This window comes from Oscillibacter sp., assembly GCF_031978065.1.
Taxonomy (GTDB): Bacteria; Bacillota; Clostridia; order Oscillospirales; family Oscillospiraceae; genus Oscillibacter.
On sequence record NZ_DALZCH010000057.1, the window covers coordinates 1 to 21,207 of the forward strand.

General features: G+C 52.4%; 29 protein-coding genes. 28 read left to right on the forward strand and 1 reads right to left on the reverse strand.

Translation table 11 applies throughout. The annotated features are described in order from the left end of the window. Window positions 1-427: 427 nt before the first annotated feature. The 17 genes from RTK01_RS09780 (at window position 428) to RTK01_RS09860 (ending at window position 11,189) form a co-directional block, all read left to right on the forward strand. Entirely contained in the window at window positions 428-964 is a 537-nt protein-coding gene (locus tag RTK01_RS09780; RefSeq protein ID WP_312280786.1) for a helix-turn-helix domain-containing protein, read from the forward strand. Further along, window positions 951-2,189, forward strand: a complete 1,239-nt coding sequence (locus tag RTK01_RS09785) for a PBSX family phage terminase large subunit (protein WP_312280787.1) — start codon at window positions 951-953, stop codon at window positions 2,187-2,189. Before RTK01_RS09780 ends, RTK01_RS09785 begins: the two co-directional genes overlap by 14 nt. Then, the gene (locus RTK01_RS09790; protein WP_312280788.1) at window positions 2,186-2,389 is read left to right on the forward strand and encodes a hypothetical protein; all 204 of its coding nucleotides are present in this window, start codon (window positions 2,186-2,188) and stop codon (window positions 2,387-2,389) included. Before RTK01_RS09785 ends, RTK01_RS09790 begins: the two co-directional genes overlap by 4 nt. Further along, window positions 2,386-3,786, forward strand: a complete 1,401-nt coding sequence (locus RTK01_RS09795) for a phage portal protein (protein ID WP_312280789.1) — start codon at window positions 2,386-2,388, stop codon at window positions 3,784-3,786. Before RTK01_RS09790 ends, RTK01_RS09795 begins: the two co-directional genes overlap by 4 nt. Continuing rightward, window positions 3,787-4,926: a phage minor capsid protein gene (locus tag RTK01_RS09800; protein WP_312280790.1), complete on the forward strand. Its 1,140-nt coding sequence runs from the start codon at window positions 3,787-3,789 to the stop codon at window positions 4,924-4,926. A 13-nt stretch (window positions 4,927-4,939) separates the two neighbouring features. After that, complete coding sequence (locus RTK01_RS09805) at window positions 4,940-5,080, forward strand: hypothetical protein (RefSeq protein ID WP_312280791.1); 141 nt, start codon at window positions 4,940-4,942, stop codon at window positions 5,078-5,080. A gap of 127 nt (window positions 5,081-5,207) precedes the next feature. After that, the gene (locus RTK01_RS09810) at window positions 5,208-5,777 is read left to right on the forward strand and encodes a phage scaffolding protein (protein ID WP_312280792.1); all 570 of its coding nucleotides are present in this window, start codon (window positions 5,208-5,210) and stop codon (window positions 5,775-5,777) included. Between the two features lie 21 nt (window positions 5,778-5,798). Continuing rightward, window positions 5,799-7,022 carry a phage coat protein gene (locus tag RTK01_RS09815; RefSeq protein ID WP_312280793.1) on the forward strand — a complete coding sequence of 408 codons (1,224 nt, stop codon included), beginning with the start codon at window positions 5,799-5,801 and terminating at the stop codon, window positions 7,020-7,022. Between the two features lie 15 nt (window positions 7,023-7,037). Continuing rightward, entirely contained in the window at window positions 7,038-7,385 is a 348-nt protein-coding gene (locus RTK01_RS09820; RefSeq protein ID WP_312280794.1) for a hypothetical protein, read from the forward strand. Beyond that, on the forward strand, window positions 7,385-7,753 hold the full coding sequence (locus RTK01_RS09825; RefSeq protein WP_312280795.1) for a hypothetical protein: 369 nt from the start codon (window positions 7,385-7,387) through the stop codon (window positions 7,751-7,753). The genes RTK01_RS09820 and RTK01_RS09825 overlap by 1 nt, the downstream gene beginning before the upstream one ends. Then, complete coding sequence (locus RTK01_RS09830; RefSeq protein WP_312280796.1) at window positions 7,750-8,145, forward strand: minor capsid protein; 396 nt, start codon at window positions 7,750-7,752, stop codon at window positions 8,143-8,145. Before RTK01_RS09825 ends, RTK01_RS09830 begins: the two co-directional genes overlap by 4 nt. Continuing rightward, on the forward strand, window positions 8,142-8,600 hold the full coding sequence (locus RTK01_RS09835) for a hypothetical protein (protein WP_312280797.1): 459 nt from the start codon (window positions 8,142-8,144) through the stop codon (window positions 8,598-8,600). The genes RTK01_RS09830 and RTK01_RS09835 overlap by 4 nt, the downstream gene beginning before the upstream one ends. Next, a complete protein-coding gene (locus RTK01_RS09840; protein WP_312280798.1) occupies window positions 8,588-9,124 on the forward strand; it encodes a hypothetical protein in 537 nt (178 codons plus the stop codon). Before RTK01_RS09835 ends, RTK01_RS09840 begins: the two co-directional genes overlap by 13 nt. 82 nt (window positions 9,125-9,206) lie before the next feature. Further along, on the forward strand, window positions 9,207-9,887 hold the full coding sequence (locus RTK01_RS09845) for a Rha family transcriptional regulator (protein ID WP_312280799.1): 681 nt from the start codon (window positions 9,207-9,209) through the stop codon (window positions 9,885-9,887). 17 nt (window positions 9,888-9,904) lie between these two features. Then, entirely contained in the window at window positions 9,905-10,339 is a 435-nt protein-coding gene (locus RTK01_RS09850; RefSeq protein ID WP_312280800.1) for a hypothetical protein, read from the forward strand. Then, complete coding sequence (locus tag RTK01_RS09855) at window positions 10,339-10,947, forward strand: Gp15 family bacteriophage protein (protein WP_312280801.1); 609 nt, start codon at window positions 10,339-10,341, stop codon at window positions 10,945-10,947. Before RTK01_RS09850 ends, RTK01_RS09855 begins: the two co-directional genes overlap by 1 nt. Before the next feature lie 2 nt (window positions 10,948-10,949). Then, window positions 10,950-11,189 carry a hypothetical protein gene (locus RTK01_RS09860; RefSeq protein ID WP_312280802.1) on the forward strand — a complete coding sequence of 80 codons (240 nt, stop codon included), beginning with the start codon at window positions 10,950-10,952 and terminating at the stop codon, window positions 11,187-11,189. Here the strand turns inward: RTK01_RS09860 and RTK01_RS09865 are convergent. Further along, a complete protein-coding gene (locus RTK01_RS09865) occupies window positions 11,165-11,356 on the reverse strand; it encodes a hypothetical protein (RefSeq protein ID WP_312280803.1) in 192 nt (63 codons plus the stop codon). The two genes, RTK01_RS09860 and RTK01_RS09865, sit on opposite strands and share 25 nt — an antisense overlap. A 181-nt stretch (window positions 11,357-11,537) precedes the next feature. On the opposite strand from RTK01_RS09865, the gene RTK01_RS09870 reads away from it, so the two are divergent. The 11 genes from RTK01_RS09870 to RTK01_RS09915 form a co-directional block, all read left to right on the forward strand. After that, window positions 11,538-12,419: a hypothetical protein gene (locus tag RTK01_RS09870; RefSeq protein WP_312280804.1), complete on the forward strand. Its 882-nt coding sequence runs from the start codon at window positions 11,538-11,540 to the stop codon at window positions 12,417-12,419. Between the two features lie 76 nt (window positions 12,420-12,495). Further along, on the forward strand, window positions 12,496-15,924 hold the full coding sequence (locus RTK01_RS09875; protein WP_312280805.1) for a hypothetical protein: 3,429 nt from the start codon (window positions 12,496-12,498) through the stop codon (window positions 15,922-15,924). After that, window positions 15,921-16,316: a hypothetical protein gene (locus RTK01_RS09880; RefSeq protein ID WP_312280806.1), complete on the forward strand. Its 396-nt coding sequence runs from the start codon at window positions 15,921-15,923 to the stop codon at window positions 16,314-16,316. Before RTK01_RS09875 ends, RTK01_RS09880 begins: the two co-directional genes overlap by 4 nt. 3 nt (window positions 16,317-16,319) lie before the next feature. Beyond that, window positions 16,320-18,419 (forward strand): hypothetical protein, encoded by a 2,100-nt coding sequence (locus RTK01_RS09885; protein ID WP_312280807.1) that lies wholly within the window; start codon window positions 16,320-16,322, stop codon window positions 18,417-18,419. A 9-nt stretch (window positions 18,420-18,428) separates the two neighbouring features. Beyond that, on the forward strand, window positions 18,429-19,223 hold the full coding sequence (locus tag RTK01_RS09890; protein WP_312280808.1) for a hypothetical protein: 795 nt from the start codon (window positions 18,429-18,431) through the stop codon (window positions 19,221-19,223). An 11-nt stretch (window positions 19,224-19,234) separates the two neighbouring features. Continuing rightward, window positions 19,235-19,582 (forward strand): hypothetical protein, encoded by a 348-nt coding sequence (locus RTK01_RS09895; protein ID WP_312280809.1) that lies wholly within the window; start codon window positions 19,235-19,237, stop codon window positions 19,580-19,582. Between the two features lie 65 nt (window positions 19,583-19,647). Further along, entirely contained in the window at window positions 19,648-19,740 is a 93-nt protein-coding gene (locus tag RTK01_RS16860) for an SHOCT domain-containing protein (RefSeq protein WP_397352660.1), read from the forward strand. A gap of 14 nt (window positions 19,741-19,754) precedes the next feature. Beyond that, window positions 19,755-20,054 (forward strand): hypothetical protein, encoded by a 300-nt coding sequence (locus RTK01_RS09900; RefSeq protein ID WP_312280810.1) that lies wholly within the window; start codon window positions 19,755-19,757, stop codon window positions 20,052-20,054. Beyond that, window positions 20,047-20,334: a hypothetical protein gene (locus RTK01_RS09905; protein ID WP_312280811.1), complete on the forward strand. Its 288-nt coding sequence runs from the start codon at window positions 20,047-20,049 to the stop codon at window positions 20,332-20,334. Before RTK01_RS09900 ends, RTK01_RS09905 begins: the two co-directional genes overlap by 8 nt. 13 nt (window positions 20,335-20,347) lie before the next feature. Continuing rightward, complete coding sequence (locus RTK01_RS09910) at window positions 20,348-20,680, forward strand: hypothetical protein (RefSeq protein WP_312280812.1); 333 nt, start codon at window positions 20,348-20,350, stop codon at window positions 20,678-20,680. Then, the coding region (locus tag RTK01_RS09915; RefSeq protein ID WP_312280813.1) for a CHAP domain-containing protein at window positions 20,664-21,207 on the forward strand (544 nt) is incomplete at its 3' end. The genes RTK01_RS09910 and RTK01_RS09915, both read left to right, overlap by 17 nt.

Sequence of the window (21,207 nt, forward strand, 5' to 3'; positions counted from 1 at the left end):
TGCTAAAGTGTAAGATAGAAAAAGTTAGGGAGCCGTCTGAAATACGGCGGCTCCCACAATATGCAGAGCAGCCAATAGGCTTATGCGGCCCAGAACCGCATCTTTGCACCATGTAAGGATTCGTCAAATCGTGCCTCAAGGGGTAAGCCCTCAACAACCCGCCCTTGCTGGCCGGGTTGCATTACTGGTGGAATCGGTCAGACGTGACCGCACGAGCCAGCACCATCCGCTGAAAACCGCACGTCGGTCTTATACGTTCATCGTTTGACATAACGGCGCGTGTGACAATCTAAGCGGATAACAAAATAGAAACCGACTGCCTCCGGGTGGCCGGTTTCTTTATGTAATTCTTTGGTAGCCTTCGGGCGGGTATTATCCATCACATTGCGTGAGCGTAGGCAGGGTGGGGCCGAGTGGTGGAATAGATTTGAGTGAGAGAGGTGGCGATATGGCCGACTGGCTGAAAATTAGAAATGAATATGTCAGTGGGTCTATTAGCTACCGAAAACTGGCGGAGAAATACGGGGTGTCCGTGAACACCTTAACGCGGAAAGCGGTCGACGGAAAGTGGAAAGAGGATCGCGAAAAACAATACAGCAGGATTACAGCAAAAGTACAGCAAAAAACAGCGGAGGTTGTATCCACCAAAGAGGCCAATCGGATTGGACGCATTCTTTCGGCGGCAGACACGCTCTTGGAGAAGCTGGAGGAAGCCGCAACCCAGCTTGATACCCATATCGTGACCAACAAGGTTAAGACCAAGACCGTCACCTATAATGACGGCATGAAGCCGACTAAGGAGGTTGTGGTCGAGAATGAGAGCAAGGAAGTCGTGGCCGGGCCTATTGACCGGCTGGGGTTGCAACAGGTGACGGCGGCGCTTAAGAACATCAAGGACACTGTACAGGCCGCTGAGGGGCAAGGCGGGCAGGATAGCGGGGTGCATATCATTGACGACCTATAAGCTGTCTGACGTTATCTCCCCTGCCTTTACGGATTCCCACCATGCTGTCAAATCCGGCGATATCAATGAGCTGGTGGAAAAAGGCGGCCGCGGTGGTGCAAAATCCAGTTATATTTCCGTTGAGGTCATTCTACTGCTGTTAAAGCACCCGGAATGCCATGCAGTGGTCATGCGCAAGGTCGGCAATACCTTACGACCTTCGGTGTATGCACAGATTTGCTGGGCCATTGCATCCCTTGGATTGTCAGCAAGGTTTAAATGCACTGTCAGCCCCATGGAATGCACATACATTCCAACCGGGCAGAAAATCATGTTCTTTGGACTGGATGACCCCGGCAAGCTGAAATCCATAAAAGTGCCGTTTGGGTATATCGGCGTTGGTTGGTTCGAGGAACTTGACCAGTTTGACGGCCCTGAACAAGTCCGAAATGTAGAGCAGTCCATCTTTCGAGGTGGGCCGTTCTCTTTTTGCTTCAAAAGCTTTAATCCGCCAGCCATGGCCCGGAACTGGGCAAACCGATATGTTCTGGAGGCAAAGCCAGGAAAGCTGGTACATCACAGCACCTATTTGACAACGCCACCTGAGTGGTTGGGCCCTCGTTTCGTTGCCGACGCTGAGCACCTGAAAGAAACAAACCCAACCGGATACCGGCATGAGTATATGGGCGAGGTGGTCGGGTCTGGTACAGCGGTATTTGAAAATCTCCGCATTGATGCTATCCCTGAAAATCAGATTGCACAGTATGACCGCATCATGAGTGGCGTTGACTGGGGCTGGTATCCTGACCCGTGGGCATGGAACCGTGCCTATTACGACGCGGCAAGAAAGACGCTGTACCTGTTTGACGAGCTGACCCGGAACCGGACAAGCAACCGCGATACCGCAGAGCTACTTTTGAAACGTATCCCTGCTGATGAAATGGTGATTGCTGATAGCGCGGAGCCGAAGAGCGTAAGCGATTATTGCGATTATGGGATACGGTGCAGAGGCGTGAAAAAAGGTCCCGGCAGTGTGGAATACCGCATGAAGTGGCTTCAATCTCTTGATGCAATTGTGATTGATCCGCAGCGATGCCCGGCTACCGTGAAGGAGTTCACCGAGTACGAGTATGAGCGCGACGATAAGACCGGAGAGGTTTTGCCGGGATACCCCGATGCGGCAAACCACCACATTGATGCGGTGTCCTATGGCACATTCCCGATTTGGAGGAGGAGAGGGCAATGACTAAATTCAAACGGTGGCTTTACCTTAAATTCCTCCCTGACTGGTGCAGGCATGATCTGATGGAGGTCAATCAACATCTCACCGGCGTTATCGTCGAGCAGAAGCAGGAGATTGACCGCCTGAACGCCTATATCAATGGGCTGGAAAATGGGATTCGCAATCAGCGGCGTATTATAATCCGAAATGAGGTGAAGCCGTGAGTATCTTCTCCGCTCTGCTTGACAACAAAATACAGAGCTTTGAGCAGGCGTACCGTGTGAAAGACATCACCTCGCCCCAGATGCAAAACGCTATCCAGACATGGTTTGCAATGTACCTGGAGGGGCCGCCGCAGGAAGGGGAGGACAATTGCCAGCGGTTGCCCGTGGTCATCGTGAATAAGATCGCTAAGACTGCGTTCAGCGAATATGAGGCGACCGTGAGCACGAAGGGACCCAAAGCGGAGTTCATGGCAGGACTGCTGAATAAGATTGACAAACCAAAAGGGGTAGCCATGCAGCAAGCCCTTGTTGGCGGGGAGTGCTTCATTAAACCCGTTCTTTCCGGGCGCAGTTTTGATTTCTCCATCGTGCGGCGGGATTGCTTTATTCCATTGGCCCGTGACACACAGGGCCGCATAACGGATGTTGGCACGTCCGAGACGACCGCATACAACGGAAAATACTACACGCTGCTGGAGCGCCGGACGGTGGATGACGCCGGGACGCTGACCATCCAGAGCAAGCTATACGAGAGCAACGACCCATCGTTAGGCGGCACGCCGGTACCGCTGGCGGCTATTCCTAAATACGCCGCATTGCAGCCTACGCTTTCGCTTCGTGGGGTTGGCGGTATTGGCATGGCATATTTCAAAACGCCGCTCCTGAACTGCGTGGATATGTCTCAGGACGGTGTATCGGTCTATGCCCCTGCGGTGGGGCTTATTCGCAATATCAACCGGAATGAGCAGCAGTTAAACGGAGAGTTTGAGCGCGGTGAATCCCGCATAATTGTCAGCGGTGACATGATGGAGATGAACGAAGATGGCGGACGAAAGAGATTGACTGCCCATGTGTTTACTTCTGTTGATGGAGACCAAGAGGAAATAGGGGTAAATATCTTTTCTCCGGCCTTGCGCGAAGCCTCCTATCTGGCCCGGAAGCAAGAATACCTACGCAACATTGAGAGCCAGATCGGCCTAAAGCGCGGCATTCTCTCCGAGGTAGAAGTGGCAGAGCGGACGGCAACGGAGATCACCTCCAGCGCCGGAGACTACAACCTTACGATCATTGATTTTCAATCCATGTGGGAAGACGCACTGCGGGAGCTGCTGGGCATTTGCGACCGGCTGGGGCAGATTTATAAGCTATGCGATTCAAGCAAGTTCGACCCGGAGAAGGATATCACAGTGGACTGGGGGGACGGCGTACTCTTCAACCGAGATAAGGCATGGGCGGAGCTGTCTGGTATGGTTGCGTCTGGTATGCTGAAACCAGAAGTAGCCATTGCTTGGTACTACAACCTGCCTTTCCCGGAAACCCCGAAGGATTTGGAGAACATCAGAAGCAAGTATATGCCGGAGATCGAACGACTGACAGAGGGGGCAGGTGATGAATAAATGCTTACCCCTGACAAGATCGCCGCCCTGCGTGACGCTGCCGGTAAAATCTCAGACCCCATCACAGATTACTTAATTAGCGACATCGCCAAACGTATCTCTGAGGCGGGGCAGCTCACCAGTACGGCCTCATACGAGATTTGGCGGACGCAGCAGTTGGGTGTATCTCAACGAGAGATCAAGAAGCGGCTGCGGGAAATGCTCAAAGTTTCTCACCGCGACCTGCGTAAGCTGCTGACCCAATCGGCTGAGACAGGGTATAACTTTGACCTGAAGAATCTGCCCCAAGTGCAGGCCGTTCCCTTCGCCCAGAATGAAGCCATACAGCAGATTGTAGCCGCCGCCGTTAAGCTGGCTGGAGGTGACTTCTCTAACATCACCCAGACATTGGGCATGGTAGACCCTTACGGCAATGCCTTGCCCTTGCGGGACGTATACCGCAGCGCCACGGACTTTGCGTTTAAACAGGTATCCACCGGGGCGACGGATTACAACACGGCCATCCGGCAGGCAACGCGCAACATCGCCAAATATGGGCTGCGGACCATCGACTATGAAAGCGGCGTGCACACCAGCATGGAGGCCGCTGTACGGCGCAACATTATGGGTGGGCTGGGACTGATGCAAGAGCAGATATCCCAGCAGAATCATGATGATATGGGCGCTGACGGCTGGGAGATATCCGCCCACGGTAATTGTGCTCCCGATCACGAGCCGATTCAGGGCAAACAATACTCCGACGCTGCGTATACCGCGCTCAATGACAGTTTGAAACGCCGTATCGGAACGCTGAACTGCGGGCACGCGGCCTTCCCGATCATTCTGGGCATCAGCACCCCGCAATACACGCCGGAGGAATTGAGTAAATTCCGGGAGGACAACACCGACGGCATCACATATCAAGGCAAACATTACACTGGCTATCAGGCTACCCAGCAGCAACGGGCCTTAGAACGTGCCGTACGGGCGCAGAAACGGCGCGTACTGATCGCCGACCAGACAACCGACGCGGATTACCAGCAGACCGCAAAAGCACGGCTGACGCTTTTAAACCAAGAATACAGGCGCTTTTCCAAAGCGGCGGGATTGCGAACGCAAATGGAGCGGGCGCAGGTGGCCGGATTTGGCAGGGCGGCATGAAAGGAGAATGGTTATGAGTGACGAACAGTATAAGCACGTAGTGAACAAATTGATTGAGTTCATTGACCGGGCATCTGCTCCGGGAGCGATTGAAGCAGAGGCGCATATGCTCCCGGACGTTGTGCGAGCGCTTGCGGAATTGCAGAAAGTCTAACGCAACGATTGCTGCAGCTTAACGGCTGCTTTTTTCATACCATTTTAGCTGGCCCGGCGTACTAAGGGCAACGGACGGCGGATGCGACTCGCGTATATCCGGAAAGCGTAGCCGAGAAAGGAACTATATGAAACGCGAATTTTTGCAGAACATCAAAATTGGAGATCAGGTGCTGACCAAGGAAATCATTGATGCCATTATGGCTGAGAATGGCAACGACATCGAGGCGGCGAAAAAGCCGTTTGCCGATTACGAAACCATCAAGGGTCAGCTTGCCGAGGCCAGCAAGACCATTGAAGAGTTCAAGGGCATGGACATTGATGGCATCAAGAAAACGGCAGACGAGTGGAAGAAGAAAGCGGAGCAGGCGGAAAAAGATGCAGTAGCCAAGATTGCCGACATGGAATTTAACGGTCTGCTGGATACCGCCATTACTACCGCCAAGGGGCGCAATGCAAAGGCCCTTCGGGGCCTGCTGGACATGGACACCCTCAAGGCAAGTAAGAACCGCTCCGAGGATATCAAGTCCGCGCTGGACAAGCTGCGGGAATCTGACGGCTATTTGTTTGAGGACACACAGGCTCCGCCCCCTTATGCACCCGGACCCGGCTCTGCCCCTATCGGAAAGAAAATCAGCGAAATGACCTATTCCGAACTGTCTGCCTATTTGGAGGCAAACCCCAGTGCACAAATCTAATTATGACAAGGAGAATTTACAATGGCTGAATACGTTCAGACGAAATTTGACAGCAAATCCTTTAACCCGGTAGCGTTCGGCGCTTACGTTGACCGGATCCCCACTACCAAGCGCAATGAGCTGATCAAGTCCCGCGCCATTCGCGGCAACCAGCAGATCAGACAGGCATTTTCCAGCCAGACCGGAACGGCCTATGCCACCATCCCTATGACTGGGCGCATCGGTGGCACTCCGCTGAACTACGACGGCGTTACCAATATCACGGCGCAGAGCACCACCACCTTTGAGCGCGGCGTTGTGGTAATTGGCCGTGCGCAGGCGTGGACGGAAAAGGATTTCTCTGCCGACATTACCGGCGGCGTGAACTTCATGGACAACGTGGCTCAGCAGGTGGCCGAATACTGGGACGGTATCGACCAGGATATGCTTTTGTCTATCCTGAAAGGCATCTTTGCCATGACCGGCGTGGCAAACCTCAAGTTTGTCAACGGACATACGCTGGACATCACCGCCCTGACCGGGGAGGACAGCGATAAGAATCCCCGGAACCGTGCAGGCGCTACAACCCTGAACACCGCAATCCAGCAGGCCAGTGGTGACAACAAGTCCGTGTTCACCATCGCCATCATGCACTCTTCCGTTGCTACCAACCTCGAAAACCTACGCCTTCTGGCCTACCTCAAGCAGACTGACGCGAACGGAATCCAGCGGGATTTGGGCATTGGCACTTGGAACGGTCGGGCCGTCCTGATTGATGATTCCATGCCCACCGAGGACGTGGCTGCGGTCTACGCCCTGACCTCCGATACGGAGATCAACCCCGCTAAGACCTATTACACCCGCAGCGGGTCTTCTGGCAACTACGTGTATACCCCCGTTGCAAGCCCTGTCGTGGGCAGCATCGGGAGCTACTACGAGCTGACTTCTGAGGGCTACACCAAGTACACCACCTTTGTTTTGGGTGACGGCGCATTTGACTATGAGAACATCGGCGCAAAGGTCCCCTATGAAATGGACCGGGACCCCGCTGTCAACGGCGGCGAGGATACCCTTTACAGCCGCCAGCGGAAGGTGTTTGCTCCCTTTGGCATCTCTTATACCCGCAATACGCAGGTCAGCGCATCCCCCACCTCTGCGGAGCTGGAGACTGGCGCAAACTGGACGCTTGTTCACAACGGCGAGAGCACCAAGGAGTACATTGACCACAAGGCTATCCCCATCGCCCGCGTCATTTCCAGAGGATAAGGAAAGGAGCCGTCTATGGCTGATTATGCATTTTACACAGAGACATACTTAGGCGGCTCTATCCCGGAAGCTGATTTCCCTCGTCTTGCCAAGCGGTCGGGGGAGCAGCTTTCCCGGTACAAGCGCATTTACACCGTGACCGCGCCCAATGCTGATAGCGAGGATATGGCTATCTGTGCCATGGCAGACGCGCTGTATTATTACGAGCTGGCCCAGAACGGGGGGCTTGTAACAAGTTCCTCCATCGGCTCCGTGTCCAGCAGCCAGAAAACCGAAGGCGTGGATATCAGCCAGAAGGCACAGAGCAAGGAACTATACCGCTGTGCCTGTTTGTATCTGGACATTTACCGGGGGGTGGGCTGATGCTGTGCGTTCGCCCACATCCCCCGGTGGACTACTCGAAGTGCAATCAAACGGTGACGGTCTACCATACCGACAATGTGGCCTACACCAAGCAAGTATTTACCCGTGCTTTTCTGGACTTTAAAAAGACTCAGGACGTGGACAAGACCGGCAGCAGCGAAGTCAATTCGTTCCTGCTGGTCATTCCATGTTCCGAGCAGCCCGTATTCGTGGGGGACAAGGTTTTATTGGGAGAGGGGCCGGGCGTGACCACGGCGGCAGAGTGGCGGGAGTTTATCCCGGCGAAGGTTCCGGGGTTGGTTACGGTTAAGTACGTTGACCCTAAGTATTGGCAGGGGCGCATGGCCCATGTGGAGGCTGGCGGATGAGTACGCGGGTAAAAGTGAACATGAAGCCCGTCAATACCATCCTGACACGGCTGGGCGTGGATAAGAACGGCGATGTGCAGCGGTTCGTGACCAACTCCGTCAATCGGAGAATCACGCGGTATATGCCATTCCGCACCGGGGTGTTGGCAACCAAACTCAAAATGGTCAAGAGCAACACGGAGATTGAGGTATTAGGCCCTTATGCCCGGTATCAGTATTACGGCAAGGCGATGGAGGGGAAGGCCCCAAAAACCGTTACAGACCGTGATCTCCAATATGACAAGTCTAAAAATCCGCAGGCCGGGCCGTTTTGGGACAGGCGGATGATGGTGGCAGAGGGCAAGCAGATCGCCGCCGAGACGCAGACCTATGTTGACAGGGGGAAGAAATGACCGCGCTTGAAAAAATGCAGACGTGGATTGCCACGTTTCCGGGGTATGATATCCTTTCACACTTCCATGTGGACTACACCGACAAAGTCCCATCCAATGGCGGCATTTATCCGTCCGGGCTGGTGGAGGTGGAGAGGCGACGGGACATCGTGGGAAATACCACCGTAACCAATCAGTACAATTTTGCTATTTACTGCGTGTTCCCGAAAGCGATTGGGGACGACGAGGGAGCAACTATCAACGCCGACTGGGTATCTGATTTTCAAGAGTGGGTACAGGAACAGAGCGTTACCGGTGCGGCTCCTGCGTTCGGAGACGAACCGAGGACGGAAAAGATCATGGCACAGAACGGAATGCTGTATGCAGCGGACGAAGAGGAAACGGCAATGTACTCAGTGCAGTTGTCCGTGCAATTTAAGAAAAAATATGAGGTGATTAACAAATGGCTGACTTGACTTTTAATACTACTCCCGGTCAAACGATTGATCGGAACCTGCTGGCGCTGTATCTCAACACCGGCACCGCCGCCGCGCCCGAATGGCATCGGATTGGGAAGCGGGTAGAAGACAGCTCCATGGAAATGGACTGGGGGCAGGAGACGAAGACGGATATTTTCGGCGATGTGTGGACGACGCAGAAGACTCCTGTCAAGACGCAGACCTTTGACCCCTGTGAACTGGATGCCGGGGACCCGGCGCAGGTGATGCTTTGGAATCTGGCAATCAAGGACGAAGACGCGGCGGCGCTGTGCGCACTGGATATGCTGGTGGCGCATCTCTATGTCGATGTCGGCGCTTCTGGAGCGAAGTTTGCTGTGCGGAACTCCGCTTGTGCAATCAGTCCGACCAGCCTTGGCGGCGCGGGTGGTGGATTCCTCGGGATGCCCCTTGATGTAACATTTGGAGGTCAGCGCACGGTGGGGTCTGTTGTCTCCGCCGATGGCGAGATTACATTTACCCCGGAAGGCTCCGGAGACTAAACAATAAACGGGCGGAGGGGATGACCCTCCGCCCTGAACTTTAGGCCCGTACTCCACGGCCCAAATTTTAAGGAGATTTATTATGAAAAACGATCTGATGATTTTTGAGCATAGGGAACACGCGGTTGTTAGTAGCCGGACGGTAGCGGACCAATTTGGCAAAAGACACAATGACGTAGTTGCGGCAATCGAAAACAAGATAGGAAATCTAACTACGGAAAAGTTCGTAGTTAAAAACTACTTCATTCGGACGGCATTTGAACACAATGGAAATCATTACAAAGAGTACCTTCTCACCAGAGACGGATTCAGCTTTATTGTGATGGGATTTACCGGCCGCGAAGCCGACCTTTGGAAACTAAAATACATCCAAGCGTTCAATCAGATGGAGTCCTTCATCCGTGAGCGTCAGTCTACTGAATGGCTTATGACCCGCAAGCAAGGCAAGCTTGTCCGCCGGAACGAGACGGATACTATTGCGAACCTGATCGATTATGCCAAAGCGCAAGGAAGTCGGAACGCCGATAAGTTCTATATTGTCTATTCCAAACTGGTAAATTCGTTGGTTGGGGTTGGCCCCGGACAGCGCGATAGCGTCCCATTCAAGACCATCTCCACCATGGGCTTTCTGGAGGACATGATTCTTCACACCGTGGACGAGGAGATGCAAAAAGGGACGCATTACAAAGAAATCTATCAAATCTGCAAATGCAACGGAGAGCAAATCATGAGGTTTGCTTATCTGCCGGAATTAACGGCTTAATTTAGGAGGTACATATAATGGAACTCAATGTCGATACTGGCGTAGTCACGTATACCGTAAACGGAAAGTGCGATATTTCCTTTAACCCCACTGACAATGCGTTTGTCGAAAACCTATACAACGCGTTTGAAACTCTGGACAAGTTGCATGAAGGATACAAAGCAGAGGTGTCTAAGACCGGTGACAAACGTGAGGTATTTAATATTGCCAGAGAGCGCGATAAGAAAATGCGCGAGGTCATTGACGGCGCTCTCGGCCCCGTATGCGACGCTGTTTTTGGAGATATGAATATGTACGCCATGGCGGGCGGTCTGCCTGTCTGGTGCAATCTGCTGCTGGCGGTGATGGATGAAATTGACACCGCCTTTACTCGGGAGCAAAAGGCTACGAACCCGCGCGTGCAGAAGTACGTAGCAAAGTACCAGAAGTATACCGAAAAATATCGCAAGTAATGGATACGTCATGGCGAGAGTTGTTGCCCACGAGCCTTGATGTCTGCGGCGTATTCTATGAAATCAGGTCAGATTATAGGGCGGCGATAGATATATGCGTCGCCCTATCTGATGCGGATTTAAGCAGTCAGGATAAGGCGTTCACAGCGCTTCACATTCTGTATCCATCATTCATCGGGCATGTCGTAGAGCGCGAGAGCGGAGAAGAAGCGGTATTTATGCCCACCGAACATTACGATGAAGCCATTAAGCAATGCTACTGGTTTATCAACGGTGGAGACACTCAATCCGACGGCCCGCAGATTAAGCTAATTGACTGGGAACAGGATTTCAAGCATATTGTAGCTCCAATCAATCGAGTTACGGGAACCGAAGTCCGGGCCGTTGAATACATGCACTGGTGGACGTTTATTGCCGCTTATCAAGAGATCGGAGACTGCACATTCGCACAAATTGTCCGCGTCCGCGACAGAAAAGCAAAGGGAAAGCCGCTGGATAAATCGGATGCTGAATGGTATCGGAAAAATCGGCATCTGGTGGACTTCAAAACCCAATACACACAAAACGATGATGCCGTGCTCAGTGCATGGACGGGAAGGAAGGGCTGATAATGCAGGACTTAAAAATTGAAGTCAACAATGGGAATTTGAGCGTTTGGGTAAACGGGGAGCCCATTGGACGGGAAGTGTCAAAACTGGTGTTTAACGCAGAATCAAAAAGCAGTGCCGTCGAGATGTCACTTTCCCTCGACGGTACTGCTAGATTTGATTTCAGTGAAAGCGGTGCAACACCATCACTGTTTGCGGAGGATTTAGCCAAAGCTGTTCAACGCGGTGCAATGTCCTTGTAATTGCCTAGTATGTCTTTGCTGCCAAGATAGATTTTGCCACGAGATGCCAGTACCAGCAATGCCTTTTCCGTATCGCTTGAACTTGCGTTTAACGCGCGAGCGATATTGTCTTGATAATTGGCCCCGTTCCGTATCTCATTTAGCACTGACGCTACAAACTCTTCCATAGCTTCACCTCCTTTCTCCCAAATCCTACCACTTTGGACAGGGAGAAGCAAGCAGTTCCCAGCATGGAGTAACGCATGGCGGGGTAATCTCCCGCCACTCCATTTTTTTATCGGTAAAACGGCGCTACACTTGCGCTTTTTGAATGATTATGGTATTGTTTGGGAAAGTGGAGGTGCTTTTATGGGCGAAGAATTTAATGTTCATCAAATGTGCGAACATTTAGTTGACAAGAACGGGAACCGCATAGATGTCAATGAACTTGCGGGAGCATATCTATCCGTCTTTGAACTAAAAGCGTTTTTCAGAAAATGCACTGACTATTCAGATGAAGAAATTTATGCGCTATCTAAATATATTGACAAGCTGGACGGAACCAATTACCGATTTCCAGAGGCCGCAAAGGTGCGTAAAAGGATAGAAGAAGCCGCTGGTGTAAAACGCTCAATCGTATCTAAGCAGATCGCTATTCCGATTTGTGTTGCAGTGTTTTTGGTAACAATATGGAGGCTGGGCGCAGTCGTTGGGGAGGGTAACACCGCCGCACTGATTGTATATACTTTATTTGTCATAGGTATTTGCTTGGCGATTGTATTCCCACAGATTCAGGCTCAAAGGAAATACGGGAAAGGTGAATTTAAATTCCTTGGAAAGTTTAAATTCGTGAGCGGTCTGAATCTTCCACAGAACGCAAAATGCAAGGTCGTTTGCTTAAATAAAAAAATTGCGGTGGAGGCTATCGGGCAAGAGGTTAACCTATCGACTGAAAAAATTATTAACGTCGATATCCTGACTAACACAGAAATACAAAAACAATATGTGTCAAGCGTTGGTGGCGCAATTGCTGGCGCGATGGTATTGGGTGCGTTTGGCGCAATACTCGGCGGGGCGGCAACTCAGCGAAATATTAAGATTAACACCAAATACCTGATATTTACATATCGAGGCGAAGACAAGCCCGAATATATTATATTTGACGCTTCAAACAATATTGCAAGCGCAAAAAGATTCTGCAAAGAGTTTAGAGGACTTAATAAGAACAGTAAAATTAAGATTGACATTTAAACAATAAAATTCCATCAAATCAACCATCCTCGGGAAACCGAGGGTGGTTTTATTATACCCAAAAGGAGGGTGGCTCATGGCTGACGGCTCTATTACATTTTCAACCGAACTCGATAATACAAAGGTCGAGAGAGAATTATCCGATCTCAGAAAAGAAATCGAAAAGGCCGAAGAGAGATTAAACAAATCTTCTGACGAGGGGCTTTCAAAATCCATCGAAGATGCGAAAGAAGCGGCAGGCGGACTTGAAAAAAATTTGATGCGGGTACAAAAACTGCGGCTTCCAGTAGGTTACGATCAAGGGGCAATCGAGATGGTGGAGGCTTTCGCGAAGGGCATAGGCGGAGCGACGCAAGAAACAAATGAACTGAAGGCCGCCTTAGATGGGGCGAAGTTAGATGTCGAAAACCTCGAAAAATCAGGAAAATGGTTCGGGGACGAAGAGTATGACGCTGCAATCCAAAAGCTTAACAAGATTAACGCAGATTTAATCATGTATAAGCGCGAACTTATTTCTTCCCCGAAGCCTCAAAACCCGTTCGGCCTTGACACAATTGCGGGGAAGATCAAGGAGGCGGAGATTGCGCTTGATCGGATTAAGGACACAGGCGCGGGTCTCGGAACGGATGAATATGATAAGGCATACAGAAATCTTGCACTGTTAAAGGACGAAGCAAGAGCATATTCCGCAGAACTCGCGAAAACACCGGCGCAGTTAGAAAAGGACGCGGTGGCGGCGGAAAAGGCCATCCAAAAGCAAGACGAGCTTACAAGAAAAAAGATTGCAGCAGAGGTAGAGGCTTACCGGCTCCAAATCATTGCGGAAAAAGCAGAGGTGTCGGATCAGAAATTAATTGAATTAAACAAGGAACTTGTCGAGTTGCAGGTGCGGCTCACTGAATTGAAAAAAGCTGGGCTGACCGCAGGGTATGCCGAATATGACCAAACTGCAAAAAGAATTGCAGAGATTAAGGGTGAAATAAAAAACTACGGCAATGCAGTTCAAAGTGCTGACAAGATGGACAAGGCCACAAAAAAGGCCAACAAAAGTATGGGCCGGTTCGCTATGCGAGTGCGTGAGGTGGTCAGGAGTGCGTTGGTGTTTACACTGATTACTCAGGCTCTGGCAAAATTTCGCGAGTGGGGCGGCAAAGTCATCAAGACGAATTCCGAAACGGCTGCATCTATCTCAAAACTCAAGGCGGCGCTGCTTACTATGGCACAGCCTTTGGTTGAGGTTGTATTGCCTATGCTCACAAAGTTCACAGAAATGCTTACACAAATTGTTATGGCGATTGCGAGAGTATTTAGTTCCCTTGTGGGAACCACTGTTGAGCAATCCAAAGAATCGGCAGAATCATTGAAGGACGAAACTGACGCTTTGGACGATACAGGGAAAGCGGCAAAAAAGGCGGCAAAATCTTTAGCGGCTTTTGATGAAATCAATCAATTGTCCGGCGATACTGACGAGCAAAAAATTTCTGCCACGGACACGGATTTTTCTGGGCTTTCACAATTTAGCTCGGAGGACTATAAAAAGAAAATTGACGAAATTACCACCTATGTCAGTGGAGCACTGCTTGCATTGGGAGCTATTTTGACATTTTCGGGAGCAAACATCCCCCTTGGCTTGGGGCTAATGGCTGCCGGGGCGATTGGATTGGCAGCGGAGGCTAAGGAACACTGGGGCGATATTGATGGAAAAATAAAATCGGAAATTAATACAATCCTTGTGACTTTGGGGACGGCACTGCTTGTATTAGGCGTTGTTCTTGCTTTTTCTGGAACAAATGTGCCGCTCGGCATCGGACTAATGATCGCTGGTGCCGCATCGCTGGCGGCTGCGGTTGCGCTGAATTGGGATTACATCAAAGCGAATGTACAGACCGTCATAGCAGATTTGCTAGTTGCGGTGGCGGCTGCATCGCTGGTGATTGGCATTGTGTTTTTGTTTACCGGGAACGTGGGCATAGGGCTGGGACTTTTAGCCGTGAGCGCCTTATCTTATTTTGGCGCAACGGCCCTTGGGTTTAGCTGGGATTCTATCCCGCCGGAAATCAAGACTGCGGCGGCAAATACGCTAATTGCCGTGGCCTTCGGTGCCTTGGTAATCGGTATCGTTTTTTTATTTACCGGAAACATTGGTGCGGGGCTGGGGCTTCTACTTGCAAGCGTCATGTCTTATTATGGAGCTACCGAAGCTGGATTTAATTGGGATGCTATTCCTCCTGAAATTCGTATGGTGGTATCTAAAGTGCTAGTGGGCATCGCGTTGGGGGCTCTAGTGTTTGGAGCTATATTCTTGCTTACCGGGCATATTGGCGCGGGCCTTGGGTTGTTGCTCGTAGCCGCCATGTCCTATTGGGGCGCGACTGAGGCCGGGTTTAGCTGGGATTCGGTCCCAGATAAAATAAGAGAAAAAATATCCAATGCACTAATTATCATTGCGGACGCAGCCCTTGTATTTGGCGTGATTTTCCTACTTACAGGTAACTTTTCAATCGGGCTTGGCTTGATAGCAATGAGCGCGCTATCGTATTGGGGCGCTACTGAGGCGGGGGTTGACTGGGGGGCTACGGTTGCAAAAGTAAGACACGAAATTGAGGTCATGCTTGCCATTATCGGCGGAGCGGCTCTTGTAATCGGCGTTATACTGCTGTTTGCTGGGAATATACCACTCGGACTTGCATTGATCGGAACAAGCATCGCCTCATTTTTCGGGCTTGCCGCCGTCGGTTCAGACAACACATGGAATGCAGTGATAAGCAAAGTGTCTGGCTCTCTTGACGATACAAAAACGGAAATAGAAAAGCACAGAGACTCCCTGTATGCGGCATCAAAGGAACTCGGAACCGGCATTTCAGATGGGGTGTCAAGTGGTGTTGATTCTGCGGGTGGCGGAGTTGGAGACGCTGTGGCAAAGTCGCTCGAATCCGGGGTAGATGCCGGGAATAAAGCAATGGATATTAACTCTCCGGCGGGTGTGACGGAAGAGCAAGGGGATTACATGGTTGCCGGATGGCTTCTCGCGTTGGAAAATGGCAAGAAGACAATCGGAGATAAAGTCACGGAGATCATGGACGTGATAAAGGGGGCTGTCCTTGGAGCGCAGTCTAGCATTTCGAGTGCATTTAGTGGTGTTTTCAGTTCTTCTTCGAGTGGGTTGTCAAGCAAAATCGCGAGTGTATCATCTATGCCGACAGTATCTATGATGCCCGCATCTTTGCCTAGCCTGCCTGCCCTCGCCACCGGTGCCGTCATACCTCCGAATCGCGAGTTTATGGCGGTGCTGGGCGACCAGAAGAGCGGGACGAACATTGAAGCGCCCATGGGAACCATCAAGCAAGGTATCCGCGAGGTGATGAATGAGATGGGTATTACCGGTGGAGGGCAAAGCGGGGACCTTATTTTGCAGATCGACGGCAAGACATTTGCACGCCTCACGAATCCCTATGCCGCCAAAGAGAATCAGCGTGTAGGAATTAAGATGGTGGAGGGCGTATGAACTATGTAAAAATAAATGGAATCTCATTTGATGCGACCGTCGCAATCTCCTCCATCGAGGAAAATTTCAACGTTCTTGACGGCGACAACGTAGGCCGCAATTCCGGCAACGGGCGCATGATTCGGGATGTGCTGGGGTCGTTCATCGGGCATAAGATTACCTTCTTCAATGGCAAGGACAACGCCGCTTTTGACGCTCTGTGGGATTACCTCAAACAGCACTCGGCGGATGATTACGTGATGCTCGAAGCCGCAAGCGGGCAAAGCTCCATATCGTATCAGGCGTATTACACCTCCGGCAGTCGAAAACTCAGGACGGCTGCCGAGGGTGTAAATTATTGGGATGAAATCGAAGTTAACTTTATCCCGATTGCGCCCCAGATCGTGAGGTGACGCATGGATAAGATAATTTGTGGCGGGTTTGGATGGGAACGTAATCCCCAATTAGAAGATAACCGCTTAGACGGAGGGAATCTCTTTTTCGCGAACGCCATTGCGCAGGACGAGCTATCCATTGACACCTTGGAGGCGGATATTTTCAGCCTGTGCAAGGTCCCCGCTGAATTTGAGCCGTCCGATTACGACGGTTTGGAGACGGAGGACGGGGACATATTCTGCTGTCAACCGGACGCACCGGACATAACATCCATCCCCTACGGTACGCCGGTGGAGTATTGGCGCGATGGCACGTTAAAGGCAAAGCTATACAAGTCGGAGATTGTCAGGGCCGGGAAAACCGTCTTTAGCCTATCTGCGGTTTCCGCTGTCGGGCTTTTGGACAAGCTTCCTCATGTGGGAGGGATGTACACGGGACAGCGTATGGACGTGGTTCTGGCGAATATTATCGGCAGCGTGTTTAGCTACACGGTGGCCCCGGACGTTGCGGCTACGTTAATTTTCGGCTGGCTCCCGGTGGGGACCAAGCGTGACAATTTAAGACAGCTGTTGTTTGCCACTGGTGCGGCGGTCCGGAAGACTGCCGACGGTGGCATTAACTTTGCCTTTTTGTCTGCGGACGCTCCAACGGAGATCATCGGAGACCGGATGTATACCGGTGGCAGTTTGGCCTATAACACCCCGGCGACCGGCGTTGACGTGACGGAGCATGCCTATTACACCACATCGGCAGATACCGAGGCAACACTCTTTGACAACACGGATGGCAGCGGGGCGGTAGATCACAAGACTGTTACTTTTGACAAGCCGTGCCACGACCTTACCCCGTCCTCCGGCCTGACGGTGCACGAAAGCGGCGTTAACTATGCCGTCGTCTCCGGGACAGGTACACTGACAGGCAAAGAGTATACACACCAAACAAAGATTATCTCCCGCAGGCTGGACGCGGAGACGGAAAACATTGTGTCCGTAAAGGATGCCACGCTGGTTTCCATGGCCAACAGCGGGTCCGTTGCTGACCGGGTACTGGCGTATTATTCGGGCGCTAAAACGCTGTCAGTGTCGATTGTGGAGGGCGGGGAGCGCCCCGGCGATGCGGTCTTTCTGGAAGATGCCTACGGGGATGATACAGAGGGACTTTTGCAGTCTATGAACGTCACAATCAGCAATACACTCAAGGCCAATGCAACCATTGTTACGGGATACGTCCCATCCAACCACGGCAATGACTACAACAATCGGGTGCTGCTGACTGGGGCGGGCGAATGGACCGTGCCAGAGGGCGCGACGCGCGGGAAATGCGTATTGATTCAGGCCGGGTCCGGGGGAGACGCCGGGGCCGATGGAGAGAATGGGGCGGATTCTATACTGCATTACTCTGGGTCCGGGGCAAAGACAGCGGGACCGGGGGCAGGGGGCAAGGGAGGCTTGCACGGTGCAGCTGGCCTCGGTGGCAAGATTCTGGAAATAGAAATTCTGCTTACCCCCGGCACTCAAATTTCCTATCACGCCTATCCCGGCGGAGAGCCCGGTGAAGATGGGCAGGACACAACATTTGGAGCGTATAGCTCGGCTGCTGGGGAGCGGGTGCCGAACGGATACGTAGACGGGATGACGGGCGATATTTTCGGCAAAACGGGCGTTGACGGAATCGACGGCGGCGATGGCGGAGATGGTGGAAGTAGCGGAGGAGATGGAGAAAACGGTGCGGACGTAGCGGAATGGAAGGGCGGTTCGGGAAACCAAGGATGGTCCGGCCCGATGACCACGCCCGTCGGGCAAGCGGCAATTGGCGGCGGCGCAGGCGGTGGCGCGGCGCTCGGAGGCAACGGGCAAAGCGCAACCGGGACCGGGGAAGTTTCAGAAATTGCGAAAGGCGCGGACGGTGCGGACGCGCAGCCAAGCCCTGAAAGCGGCGAAGTGGCTTACGGTACTGGAGGAACCGGCGGTAACGGCGGCGGTGGCGGTGGCGGAGCAGGGCAACTGAGCGCCACTGTATCCGGCACCGCATCGTTCACATGGACGGCGTATGGCGGCGCAAAGGGAACTGGGACCGCTGGCAGAAACGGAGCTCCAGGATGTGTTGTAATCTATTTTTAAGGGGGATATATGCCAAGATATAAAAGCGTACATACAGGCCCGCAGATTGATTCCGGGGTGGCGCGGGCGCTTCCCGGCGGGGAGATTGATGCGGAGCTTGAAAGCAAGATGGAGATTGAATTTCTTGACAATGTCGACTTCACAAATCCGGTAGCGCAGGCCGGTATTGGCGGGATGCATGGGAGTGTTGCCTACGCCGTCGACCGTTGGAAATTGATTTCAGGGACGGTATCATGGGCATCTGATGGACTGACGCTAAATGGGACAATTCGGCAGATTCGGGAATTTCCAATCGGATTCCCCGTGGATGCATCTATCGAAATGCACTCCGGGACGGCGGCCATTACTTATGACGACAGTACAAAATACTGCGATATTACTTCCTCTGGAGGGACGATTAAGCGCCCGCATTTGGGGCTGAGAGAAATTACGGATTGGGCGAAAATGCCTGTGCCAAATCGCGAAACCGAATTGCTGCGCTGTCAGACGCATTTTATCCGGATGAGATCATCTAGCGTTTACGGATCGTTTGGGATGTGCGCGGCTGTGGCTACGGCGCTTGGATATATGGCAATTTATCTTCCCGTTGCAATGCGCACACCGCCAGTCCTTGTGCAGCATGGCGCGATAACAATATATGGATGGTCAAGCAGCATAACGCTGTCCGCTGGCGATATGGTTGGGAATGCGTTAACAGTGGGCGTAGTGCCCGGAGGATCAGATCAGTTTACGGTCGGTGGGGCATACGAAACGTTTATCAATAATGATGCTACTGCGTATCTTGATTTTATTTCGGATTTATAAGTGGAGGGCACATGGAAACATCAAAAGTTTATATCCAGATAGATTTCGTTGGACGCATCATCAGATGTGAGGGCGGCTACGCCACCCCGGCAGACCTGACGGGATGGGTGGAGATTGACGAAGGGGAGGGCGACCGCTACAACCTCTGTCAAGCGCATTATTTCGATGGCGGGCTGTACACCATGGATGGCATTCCTCGGTATAAGTACGTCAACGGAGCGTGTGCCCTGCGCACGGACGCGGAGGTTGAGGCGGACCGCGCCGCTATCCCCTCGCCGCAACCGGGGAAAACGCTAGAAGAAGTAGCGGCGTACTTAAATGAAACCGCGCAGGCGGTGATGGAGCTATCCGTTGAGTGATTGGAGGACATTAAATGTCGGCAACATGGTACAACCTTTATCTCCCGTTATGGATTTCCGGGAATATGACCATTGAGCAATTGCAAAAGGCCCTCGCAAAAGGGCGCATCACGCAAGAGGAGTATGACAGGATTAACGCTACTCTGCAAAATGTATAAAAGGGGGCCTACATATGGCAGAAATCGCCGCTGAGTGGTGGTTAAAATGGATTTTCGGGCTGATCGGCGGCGGGCTGATCTTCGTGGTGCGCCTGCTGTGGCGCAGGCAGCGGGCGACGGAGTTGGGCATTCAGGCGTTGCTGCGGGACCGGATACTGAAAGCCTATTATCACTATCAGGAGCGTGGGACGATTACGCTTCACGGGCTTGAAAACGTCGACAAACTTTATGAGCAGTATCACAATCTGGGGGGCAACGGAACGGTGACAAAACTGGTTCATGATCTACGAGAAATGGAGGTTGTGGATGGGTAAACCTGCCCCCAAAAAGTGGACAGGCTCCAAGCTGATTGCCCTTGGCGTGCTGGCAGTGGACGGGAGCTGCACCTACATCGTGCTATATCTGTGCTGGCTCAGTATCAGGATGCAGTTCACCGGAAGCCTGCCGTATCTCACCACGCTGATTGGAGCGCTTCAGGCGGCCACGGCGGTCGTTCTGACGGCCTATTTTGGAAAGGCCAAGGCGGAAAACATTAAGGGCGGCATCACCTACGATGCCGCCCTCGGAGCAAATTCAGAGAATAACGATTTATAAGGAGGAGTAAAAAATGAGTGTCGAAAACATGAGTATGCTGATGGCGATCATCGGCGCGCTGACCGTCCTGACAAACCTGCTGACGGAGGTGATCAAAAAGGCAACGTGGAGCAAGCTGCCCACTAATCTGGTGGTGGTGCTGCTGTCAGAGGGCCTTACACTGGCTTCCGGCGCGGCCTATGCGCAGATTACCAGCGTGACCATCACATGGTATGCCGTCGTTGCGGCGGTGGTTGTGGGGCTTCTGGTGGCCTACAGCGCAATGTTTGGCTTTGATAAACTGAAAGAGGCTTTGGCGCAGATTACCGTGGGCGCGAAGGGGACGGGCGATGCCGACGGTAAGTGATGTCCTGAATATCGCCCGCGCGGAGCTATGGTATGCAGAAAGCCCGGTTGGGAGCAACCGAACTAAGTATGGAAAGTGGTACGGGCTTGACGGGAATCCATGGTGCATGATGTTCGTGCAGTGGTGCTTTGATCAGGTGGGCGTTGTCCTGCCTATGCGCACGGCCTCCTGCGGGGCATTGATGCGTGCGGCGCAGGCTGCGGGCCGCTGGGTGACGGGAGGTTATGAACCCGGCGACGTGGTGATCTACGATTTCCCCGGCGGCGCGGCTACCGACCATACCGGCATTATCGAGAGCGTCACGCCCTCCGGGGTGGTCGCCATTGAGGGCAACACCGGCGCAGGAAACGACGCAAACGGCGGACAGGTGCAGCGCAGGACCCGCAGCAACAGTTTGATTGTGGGCGCTGTACGGCCCTCATATGATGTAGAGGAGGAGCAAGTGATTACTTACGAAAAACTGGCGAACGTCCCGGAGAAGTTCCGGCCTATTATTGATAAGCTCATGACGGCGGGCATCATTCAGG

Excerpts from the sequence above, each read along its gene's own strand:
- RTK01_RS09790 (WP_312280788.1), top strand. The coding sequence starts at position 2,186 with ATGACTAAATTCAAACGGTGGCTTTACCTTAAATTCCTCCCTGACTGG.
- RTK01_RS09800 (WP_312280790.1), top strand. The coding sequence starts at position 3,787 with ATGCTTACCCCTGACAAGATCGCCGCCCTGCGTGACGCTGCCGGTAAA.
- RTK01_RS09805 (WP_312280791.1), top strand. The coding sequence starts at position 4,940 with ATGAGTGACGAACAGTATAAGCACGTAGTGAACAAATTGATTGAGTTC.
- RTK01_RS09810 (WP_312280792.1), top strand. The coding sequence starts at position 5,208 with ATGAAACGCGAATTTTTGCAGAACATCAAAATTGGAGATCAGGTGCTG.
- RTK01_RS09815 (WP_312280793.1), top strand. The coding sequence starts at position 5,799 with ATGGCTGAATACGTTCAGACGAAATTTGACAGCAAATCCTTTAACCCG.
- RTK01_RS09820 (WP_312280794.1), top strand. The coding sequence starts at position 7,038 with ATGGCTGATTATGCATTTTACACAGAGACATACTTAGGCGGCTCTATC.
- RTK01_RS09825 (WP_312280795.1), top strand. The coding sequence starts at position 7,385 with ATGCTGTGCGTTCGCCCACATCCCCCGGTGGACTACTCGAAGTGCAAT.
- RTK01_RS09830 (WP_312280796.1), top strand. The coding sequence starts at position 7,750 with ATGAGTACGCGGGTAAAAGTGAACATGAAGCCCGTCAATACCATCCTG.
- RTK01_RS09835 (WP_312280797.1), top strand. The coding sequence starts at position 8,142 with ATGACCGCGCTTGAAAAAATGCAGACGTGGATTGCCACGTTTCCGGGG.
- RTK01_RS09840 (WP_312280798.1), top strand. The coding sequence starts at position 8,588 with ATGGCTGACTTGACTTTTAATACTACTCCCGGTCAAACGATTGATCGG.
- RTK01_RS09845 (WP_312280799.1), top strand. The coding sequence starts at position 9,207 with ATGAAAAACGATCTGATGATTTTTGAGCATAGGGAACACGCGGTTGTT.
- RTK01_RS09850 (WP_312280800.1), top strand. The coding sequence starts at position 9,905 with ATGGAACTCAATGTCGATACTGGCGTAGTCACGTATACCGTAAACGGA.
- RTK01_RS09855 (WP_312280801.1), top strand. The coding sequence starts at position 10,339 with ATGGATACGTCATGGCGAGAGTTGTTGCCCACGAGCCTTGATGTCTGC.
- RTK01_RS09860 (WP_312280802.1), top strand. The coding sequence starts at position 10,950 with ATGCAGGACTTAAAAATTGAAGTCAACAATGGGAATTTGAGCGTTTGG.
- RTK01_RS09865 (WP_312280803.1), bottom strand. The coding sequence starts at position 11,356 with ATGGAAGAGTTTGTAGCGTCAGTGCTAAATGAGATACGGAACGGGGCC.
- RTK01_RS09870 (WP_312280804.1), top strand. The coding sequence starts at position 11,538 with ATGGGCGAAGAATTTAATGTTCATCAAATGTGCGAACATTTAGTTGAC.
- RTK01_RS09875 (WP_312280805.1), top strand. The coding sequence starts at position 12,496 with ATGGCTGACGGCTCTATTACATTTTCAACCGAACTCGATAATACAAAG.
- RTK01_RS09880 (WP_312280806.1), top strand. The coding sequence starts at position 15,921 with ATGAACTATGTAAAAATAAATGGAATCTCATTTGATGCGACCGTCGCA.
- RTK01_RS09885 (WP_312280807.1), top strand. The coding sequence starts at position 16,320 with ATGGATAAGATAATTTGTGGCGGGTTTGGATGGGAACGTAATCCCCAA.
- RTK01_RS09890 (WP_312280808.1), top strand. The coding sequence starts at position 18,429 with ATGCCAAGATATAAAAGCGTACATACAGGCCCGCAGATTGATTCCGGG.
- RTK01_RS09895 (WP_312280809.1), top strand. The coding sequence starts at position 19,235 with ATGGAAACATCAAAAGTTTATATCCAGATAGATTTCGTTGGACGCATC.
- RTK01_RS16860 (WP_397352660.1), top strand. The coding sequence starts at position 19,648 with ATGACCATTGAGCAATTGCAAAAGGCCCTCGCAAAAGGGCGCATCACG.
- RTK01_RS09900 (WP_312280810.1), top strand. The coding sequence starts at position 19,755 with ATGGCAGAAATCGCCGCTGAGTGGTGGTTAAAATGGATTTTCGGGCTG.
- RTK01_RS09905 (WP_312280811.1), top strand. The coding sequence starts at position 20,047 with ATGGGTAAACCTGCCCCCAAAAAGTGGACAGGCTCCAAGCTGATTGCC.
- RTK01_RS09910 (WP_312280812.1), top strand. The coding sequence starts at position 20,348 with ATGAGTGTCGAAAACATGAGTATGCTGATGGCGATCATCGGCGCGCTG.